General features: G+C 52.9%; 6 protein-coding genes. 4 read left to right on the top strand and 2 right to left on the bottom strand.

Annotation, left to right across the window (positions count from 1 at the left end; all coding sequences use genetic code 11):
- The coding region (locus tag QZ197_RS13355; protein WP_296432565.1) for a GumC family protein at positions 1-1518 on the bottom strand (1518 nt) is incomplete at its 3' end.
- 136 nt (positions 1519-1654) lie between these two features.
- On the bottom strand, positions 1655-2338 hold the full coding sequence (locus tag QZ197_RS13360) for a sugar transferase (protein WP_363157894.1): 684 nt from the start codon (positions 2336-2338) through the stop codon (positions 1655-1657).
- Between the two features lie 2108 nt (positions 2339-4446).
- Here QZ197_RS13360 and QZ197_RS13365 point away from each other — a divergent pair.
- From QZ197_RS13365 to QZ197_RS13380, 4 genes are all read left to right on the top strand, one after another.
- Positions 4447-4734, top strand: a complete 288-nt coding sequence (locus QZ197_RS13365) for a hypothetical protein (protein WP_296432567.1) — start codon at positions 4447-4449, stop codon at positions 4732-4734.
- A gap of 402 nt (positions 4735-5136) precedes the next feature.
- On the top strand, positions 5137-5529 hold the full coding sequence (locus QZ197_RS13370; protein ID WP_296432569.1) for a MarR family EPS-associated transcriptional regulator: 393 nt from the start codon (positions 5137-5139) through the stop codon (positions 5527-5529).
- A 127-nt stretch (positions 5530-5656) separates the two neighbouring features.
- On the top strand, positions 5657-6982 hold the full coding sequence (locus tag QZ197_RS13375) for a UDP-glucose/GDP-mannose dehydrogenase family protein (protein WP_296432571.1): 1326 nt from the start codon (positions 5657-5659) through the stop codon (positions 6980-6982).
- 190 nt (positions 6983-7172) lie between these two features.
- Positions 7173-7694, top strand: a 522-nt coding sequence (locus tag QZ197_RS13380) for a hypothetical protein (RefSeq protein ID WP_296432572.1), incomplete at its 3' end; no start/stop codon positions are given.

The raw sequence follows: 7694 nt of genomic DNA on the forward strand, positions 1-7694 counted from the left end.
GTTGTCCACATCTGACAACAGGATTGAGGTCCTTAAATTGCGCACTGCTTCGGCTGCCGCTGATGTCGGTTTTTCGAGCAAATGCTTGAGCACATCATCGCGCCGTCGCGCCTGAATGCGCGGGATTTGCCCCATAACAGAAAGACCCGTTGCTGATTCAAGTTCGTCAGTCGTGCGAAACCCGACTTGTAACATTTCTCGCAGCAGCATCCCTCCTCCGCCAAGCATTAGACCCAATATCGCGCAAAGTGCCACGATGATCGGTTTGCGTGGCTCTGATGCGTCAACTGGCACGGCTGCCGGAGATAATATGCGGCTGTCCGCTTGCTGTATCCCTTCTTGCACCGACGTCTCTTTTAGGCGGCCAAGGAAGTATTCATATATCAATCCGCTTGCTTCTGCTTCTCTTTGCAATTGCTGGAGTTCTGCCAAATCCGCTGACTGGACTGCAAAATCGGTTTCGAGCGTGGACACCGCAAACGCGAGGGAAGAGGATTGCGCACGTGCGCGGTCAAGGTCATTGCGCGCGCGCAGCAAGATCGCATTGAACTGCGCCATGAACGCGGTATTGTCACCCTTTGTTTCCAGCAATCGGTCAAGCGCGCTATCGGAAGCGATTGCCGCCATGAGAACGCGATCGCTGCTGGCGCTCGCGTCAATCAGCGCGTTTACACGCGCTTGCGTGCTGATGACCCGGCTGTCGACGTCCGCAAGGCGATCACGCGTTTCCTTGATCTGGCGGTTGACCGCTTCAAGTGCCTCTGCGCTCACAAGTTCGGTGCTACCGGACAATACCTGCACGGCCGCCTCTGCTGTTTCCAGATCTTCTTGGAGAACCGCCACGCGTTCAGACAACCAGATCGTGGCCTGTTCCGTGGCCGCAAATTTCACTTCAATCTGATCCAGGATGTAAAGCTCTGCCAGTGTGTTTGCTATAGCTGCGGATTTTTCAGGGTTTGTTGTGACAACTGAAATAGTAAACGCGTAGCTTTGGCGCAGATTTGAGATCGACACGGCTTCGAGGACAGTATTGACCGTGCTATCCAGAACCGTTTGTGTCGAAACGATTGGCGCTTGGGCATGTCCTGCAAATACACCAATCAGCTTGCCGATCGAAAACCGCTGCTCTGGTCGCAGGCTGGGATTAAATTCCGGATCATCTTGAAGGGCCATTCGCGCGACGAGCTTTGCAATCAATCCACGCGAGCGCAGCACTTCTATCTCGGTATTGATTGATATCTGGTCCCCACCAAGGCCTGACATGACACTTTCTAGATCAACAACGTTTTCCTGACGGCTTTCCAAGGCAACGACCGCGGTTGCCGTATATTTCGGAATGGCAATGCCAAAGGCATAATAAACACCCAATACAATTGCGATCGACGTAACGAGACCGATCACCCACTTGCCGCGCCATAGCGTGCGGAAAATAGCGAGAAGATCAATTTCATCGTCAACCGGCACGGCCTGCCGTTCATAGTCACGTCTTTGGTGATCCGCAATGTGATTATCTGACATTAGGCAAGCTTTGGTTATTCTTCATTCTAAGTTTTGCTGCATGCGGGAATTCCAAAATGGAATACTGAACAATCGCACCACTGAACGCAAACCATGGGTCTGCGGCCAATCGGGGCGGGTGAATGTTTGTTTCATTTCACAAGCCTTCTCTTTTCAGGACCGACTTAATCGTTTTAAGAAAAAGATCAGCGTCGAGCGTGAAGCCCGCGCGGTTGATATAATCAAGATCTGCGTCAACCTTTGCACGGGTCGCATCGACGCCTTCTGCGTACCCCAGTTTAATTTGCGCCAGCCCACTGATGCCCGGTTTGATCTGATGCCGCGATCTATAGTCCGGGACGACACGGCAATATCTGCGCGCATGGCGGAAATCATCGGGCCGCGGCCCGATCAAGCTCATTTCGCCGCGCAAGACATTGATAATTTGCGGTAGCTCATCAATCCGGCAGTTGCGCAACACACGCCCCAATGGCGTGATGCGATCTTGTTCGATCGGATCGTCATGCCCCCGATTCAGCTGCGGAACAAGCGTCATTGTGCGAAACTTGTAGACTTTGAAGGCACGGCATCGGTACCCCATGCGGGTTTGGACAAAGAATAAGCGGCCTGGATTCCAGATCGGATTAAGGACCAGCAGTACGATTATTGCAGGCAGCAAAATGGCAATCAAGAACAAACTGATCAAAATATCGAAGTACCGCTTACTTACCCAAAAGAGATCTGTGCCGCCAACCTTACGCTGACCTGGCAAGGCATCCTTTGTGGAGATTGAATCCTTAACGACCCTTGGCATCTCATACCCCATCCATAGACCACCCATAGGTACGTCCAACGCTGGACGCGCATGTGGGTTGGCGCGAAACCTATAAGTACCAAAAACTAGACTTACTGATCTCTACATTCTTGAGGTGAGTCAACTGGGCTAAATGCAATCTATGTGGAATTTTCGATCCCCCCGATCCACATTACTACCTTAGGATGTATGCGCTGGAAATAGTAAATCTCAAAATACTACAATGCACATGATCTACGCAAGGAAATGTACGGGTTCTTTGCTGCGTATTTTGCTGCCACGAAAACCGGTCCTGCACAACAAAACACTGCCAACCGGCTACGAAGCAGACGCGTTATCCTTATAAACACAAGGATAACGACACTTTTGGTCTGGAAGGGGGTCACATTGCGCGGGTTGGGGTTGACGCCGCGACCGGATGCATCTGTTTGGTGGTCCTAACTCCTAGCGGCGGCAAACTTGGATAATTCGACGGGAAAACGTCTAGTATAAGGGAATTTCTGCCTTCATGGTGAGCTAAGACTTCGATGGCGGCTTGCGCATCCTTCCGTCAGAATAGGGCCCGAGCCCGCCCAATGGATACCGATGACACTGTCCGGCCATGCGCTACACATCAGTCAACTATCACAGCACGATGTGAAGGCCCGCAGCGGGCTATAGGCAAGTGAACGCGGCGCGCAAAAAGCCGCCTTTATGCAGCTGCCTACCAACTCCGTTGACCGGAGGATCTTCATCGATGCTTCGCAGATGGATGCGGCAGGAAGGTCATATTAGTACCATAATGGTACTCGTGTAATAAATATGACAACTAAAAATTTACGGATTTACAACCTAAAAATGTATCCGCGACCAGATGTCTCGGTGGTTTTAATATCGCGTGCCGAAAAATACAGGCAGAATAACCACAATTTTGGGACTTATGGGCGGGAAGAGTGCCAGCAGTTCCTTCGAACGGCGAACAAATGTCGCAGGCCTTCAATCGAATCGCCGACGCAAATCGTCTCTTTGCTACCGCGTTTGTCTTGTTGTCGCGCCACCAGTGGGAGCGGGCGAGGACTGTCCAACTTGGGTCGCTATGGGCCGACTATCTTGCCGAGATGCGGGCCCACCGAAAGGCCAGCATCAATCCAAGCATGCAAGCCATAAGCCCAATGAGATCCCCAGCGACATAGATGAGCATAACGTAAAGTTGATAGTCGGCACTAATGAGCCCCGAATAGAGGAAGGTGCTGCCCACAGAATTCGCGACAGAGGCGACCGCGCCGACAAGTACCAGACTTCTCCAGTTAACTCTATTCGATGGACCCCAGTATAAATCGCGGCCTGAGAGCCTAACCAGCTCGAAGGCTATGAACGCAACAACTGAACCAAGAAGAATTGCCTCCAGTGCTTTCGGCCGCAATAAGTCGGCATATGTCACCGGAGTAAGCAATAAAGTTGCAGCGACTGATCCTGCAATTAGTCCTGGTATTGCCTTCCACCCATAGGCCCATGTGGCCAGGATTCTGACTCCGTGTGGCAGATAAACGAGGCTTGCAAAGGCTGTGATTTCGGGCAGAAAAATTGACTGGCCTGGTGTGACCAAGAATACTGTTAGCGCGTAGCAAACGAAATAGGCAACGGCGATATTAGCGTGCATCATTTGGTTGACTCAGTATAAATAAAATAAATGTTTCTAAATCTACCCATCTCCGCCCTTGGGCGCCACGCCCGAATTTTACAATGGATATACTTTACTCTCCTTTAGGGCGACTACGCGGAATGCTGTTCGGGATTTTGATTGCGCGGCACTTTGCAATTGATCATGATCAAAGGGCCCTCTTTGCGCGCCCTCTGCCCGAAATCACTTCATGCCCCCCAGATGTATTGCGCGACACGATTGCGCCGTATCTTTCGCCGCCCAACAGGCACCGAAAATCTGTGCGATGCCCGCGCTTGGTCCTTGTCCCTTTGCCCCCCGGGAAACCTCCGCCCCGAGGGAGTTCTCCTAGTATGGAGGCATAGGGCGGAGGGGAAAATGGGGAACCTACTAACAACCACAGTCCCAAATTGGGATTAATCTTGCTGTTTGTCAACTCGGTATAGGATGCTATAGGTAACGCAAAGTATTGCAGTCATTCTATCGGGAAGCTCGAATGAATAGCGTTAACCAGATTGCTCACCTCAAGGAAATACTGCTTGGGATGGAGCGCGACCTTCACTTAAACGACTTAGGTCGGATCGAAAAAAACATCCTTTATGCGGCGTCACTCTTGACGGAGACCTGCAGCACCTTTGAAAGTGAACAGCTGCGCAGTCACACATTGTTGGCAGGCATATCGCGCAGTAGCTTTTTTAGAGCTCTGAAGGCTACTGTTGACGCGGGTTATCTGAATCATCTGCCCGGCACCCAGCGATCAGTTTACACTCTTGGCGAAAAATAGGGCGCGGCTGGCGATTAGTATGCCCCGCCTACCCCGCTGTAGCCTGTGTTCACGCGAGGCAACCGATTGGTTTGCGGATCCAACTGCAGCGTTCATGATCCCACGATAATCGCCCCACTTCAGTCTGACGTCGCATAAATGTAGACGACGTTGCAGGTGCGCACGCTCGTTCAACATTGCGTGTACGATGAGTGGCACTGTTTGCAACATCTACGTGGATATGTGCGCCCGCGGAAACAGGGGCGCACGCTAGCGCAAAGTGACCGGATCAGCACACATCATTTGATCGGGCACAAGACCAGACCAGATGTTACAGTTCACGCTTGAACGCCAATCCATTTGCTGTAACTGTTCACCCATGAACGCAATAATCAATTTGCGCTTTTTGAGCAGATCACGCCAGTGACCTCTGATGCGGTAGCCGTGGGTCCGCCCGAAGATCAAGGCCTTAGCGACAGAGCCGAGGTACGGTTTCGCGTTATGCGCGCTCTTGAGCAGAACCCACAGTTGTCGCAACGCGACCTTGCGCGCGAACTTGGCGTCAGCTTGGGTGGCGTAAACTATTGCATCAATGCCCTCATCGACAAAGGTGCGGTCAAAGTCGAGAACTTCCGCGCGTCTGACAAAAAGATGCGCTACGCATATATCCTGACGCCCGAGGGTATTGGCCAGAAGGCACGCATGACGGGGCGTTTTCTACAAAGGAAAATGCGCGAATACGAGGCGCTGAAAGCCGAGATTGACCGCCTGCAGGGCGAGCTGGGTGATGGGAGTGGCGATGATGATGGAGTCTAGAATGCCCCTCCACTTGCCGCTAGCGCACTTGATCGGGCGAAATATGTCGCAATTTACAATTGAGTGGCGAGCGACTCTCTTTTTCTCTCGAAGTCAATGATTTAGCTAAAGCGATGGAACGACGACTATGAAGATCGCAATGATCGGCACCGGATACGTAGGCCTAGTTTCAGGGGTATGTTTCTCGGACTTTGGGCATGACGTCGTCTGCGTCGACAAGGACGCCGCCAAACTCGCGAAGTTGCGCGCAGGCGAGGTACCAATTTATGAGCCCGGCCTTGATGACCTGATGGCGAAGAATGTCGCCGCCGGTCGGTTGGCCTTTTCAGATGACCTGAGCCAAGCCGTCGATAGCGCTGATGCGATATTCATCGCCGTGGGCACCCCGACACGGCGTGGCGATGGCCACGCAGACCTGACCTATGTGATGGCGGCAGCCAAAGAGATTGCAGATGCTCTTACCGGTTATGCGGTGGTGGTGACCAAATCAACGGTTCCTGTCGGAACAAACCGTCTGGTCAAGCAGGCGATTGCGACGGCAAACCCGGATGCAGAATTTGATGTCGCTTCCAATCCTGAATTTCTGCGCGAAGGGGCCGCGATCGATGACTTCATGCGCCCAGACCGTATTGTTGTCGGGACCGAGACGGACCGCGCCGCCACGGTATTAAGCGCAATCTACCGTCCCTTATTTCTTCGAGACTTCCCGATCATGACCACCGATCTGGAAAGCGCGGAAATGATCAAATATGCCGCCAACGCCTTTTTGGCGACCAAGATCACTTTCATCAATGAAATCGCAATGCTGTGCGAGCGCACGGGTGCAGACGTCAAAATGGTCTCAAAGGGGATGGGGCTGGATGGGCGCATCGGGAACAAGTTTCTTCACGCTGGCCCCGGTTATGGCGGCAGTTGTTTTCCCAAAGACACCAAGGCCCTCGCGCGCATGGGGCAAGACCATGGCACGCCGATGCAGCTGACAGAGGCTGTGATCAAGGTGAACGACGAGATCAAGCGGCGCATGGTCGATAAGATATTCGACCTCTGTGACGGTTCAGTGAACGCAAAGACCATTGCGGTCCTCGGCGTGACCTTCAAGCCCAACACGGACGACATGCGCGACGCACCTAGCCTGACTATCGTGCCAGCGCTGATTGGCAATGGTGCAAAAGTGCGCGTCGTCGACCCGCAAGGGCACCGCGAAGGCGCGGACTTGCTGCCCGGCGTGACGTGGATGGAGACCCCCTATGCCGCCGCAAAGGGCGCCGATGCGATTGTTATCTTGACCGAATGGAACGAGTTTCGCGCTCTGGATTTGACGCAATTGGCCGGCACTATGGCCACGCCAGTGATGGCAGACTTGCGGAATATCTACTCGACAAACGAGGCCATCGCCGCCGGATTTAAGCGCTATGTCTGTGTCGGCAGAGTGCCTGTGGAAACCGGCGCGTGATTGTGGAGGCTGAGATCGACAGTCTGCTGAGCGGGTTGGGTGAAGGCGGTGGGTATCTTGGGGATTAGATACCCTGTAATTTCGGGGCGCGCGAGCTTACGTTATCGGGCATTTGCGGTGTCGACCATGAACTATCAAGACACGCATGCATGATGGTAAATCATTGGCCGGGCATTCCAAAGGGGGTCAATTGTTAAAGCAAGATCAGTCTCAAGTGCTGGTTCTGCTGCTCAGCGCTGTTGTCATGTCATCGCTGACGCTCTTGGTTTTTGGGCTTAATCCAGAGCCTGGGCCGATCGAGATTTTGCAGCTGCCGACCACAGTTGCCCAGATTGTCTTTATCTTTGCTGTGGTCATGAAGGTCGGCATCCAGAATGTCGTTGCACCACTGACGCGTATCCAGCGCATTTTGATCGGCACACTCGTTATCTATGTGCTCTTCGTATCGTTCAAATCCACGGTGCCGTCGTCAATCATGTTCGCGCCATCCTGGATCGTGCACATTTTATTCTTCGTGGCGCTGCTTTGTCTCTTCAGCAATACGGACGACACTGGGGCAGACACAATTTGGATGGTTGTCGGCCTGACGGCTCTTGTCCATGTTTGCGTATTCTTGATTGCATGGGCGATCTGGCCTGACGCCATCCGCAAAGGCAACCTTCCCGCCTTCGACAACATCCGCCACTTGGGTTACTTTCTGGCACCCGCTGCG

This window comes from Yoonia sp., assembly GCF_017854415.1.
GTDB lineage: Bacteria > Pseudomonadota > Alphaproteobacteria > Rhodobacterales > Rhodobacteraceae > Yoonia.

Bases quoted from the DNA above. Each gene is read 5' to 3' on its own strand.
- QZ197_RS13365 (WP_296432567.1), top strand. From the start codon at position 4,447: ATGAATAGCGTTAACCAGATTGCTCACCTCAAGGAAATACTGCTTGGG.
- QZ197_RS13375 (WP_296432571.1), top strand. From the start codon at position 5,657: ATGAAGATCGCAATGATCGGCACCGGATACGTAGGCCTAGTTTCAGGG.
- QZ197_RS13360 (WP_363157894.1), bottom strand. From the start codon at position 2,338: ATGGGTGGTCTATGGATGGGGTATGAGATGCCAAGGGTCGTTAAGGAT.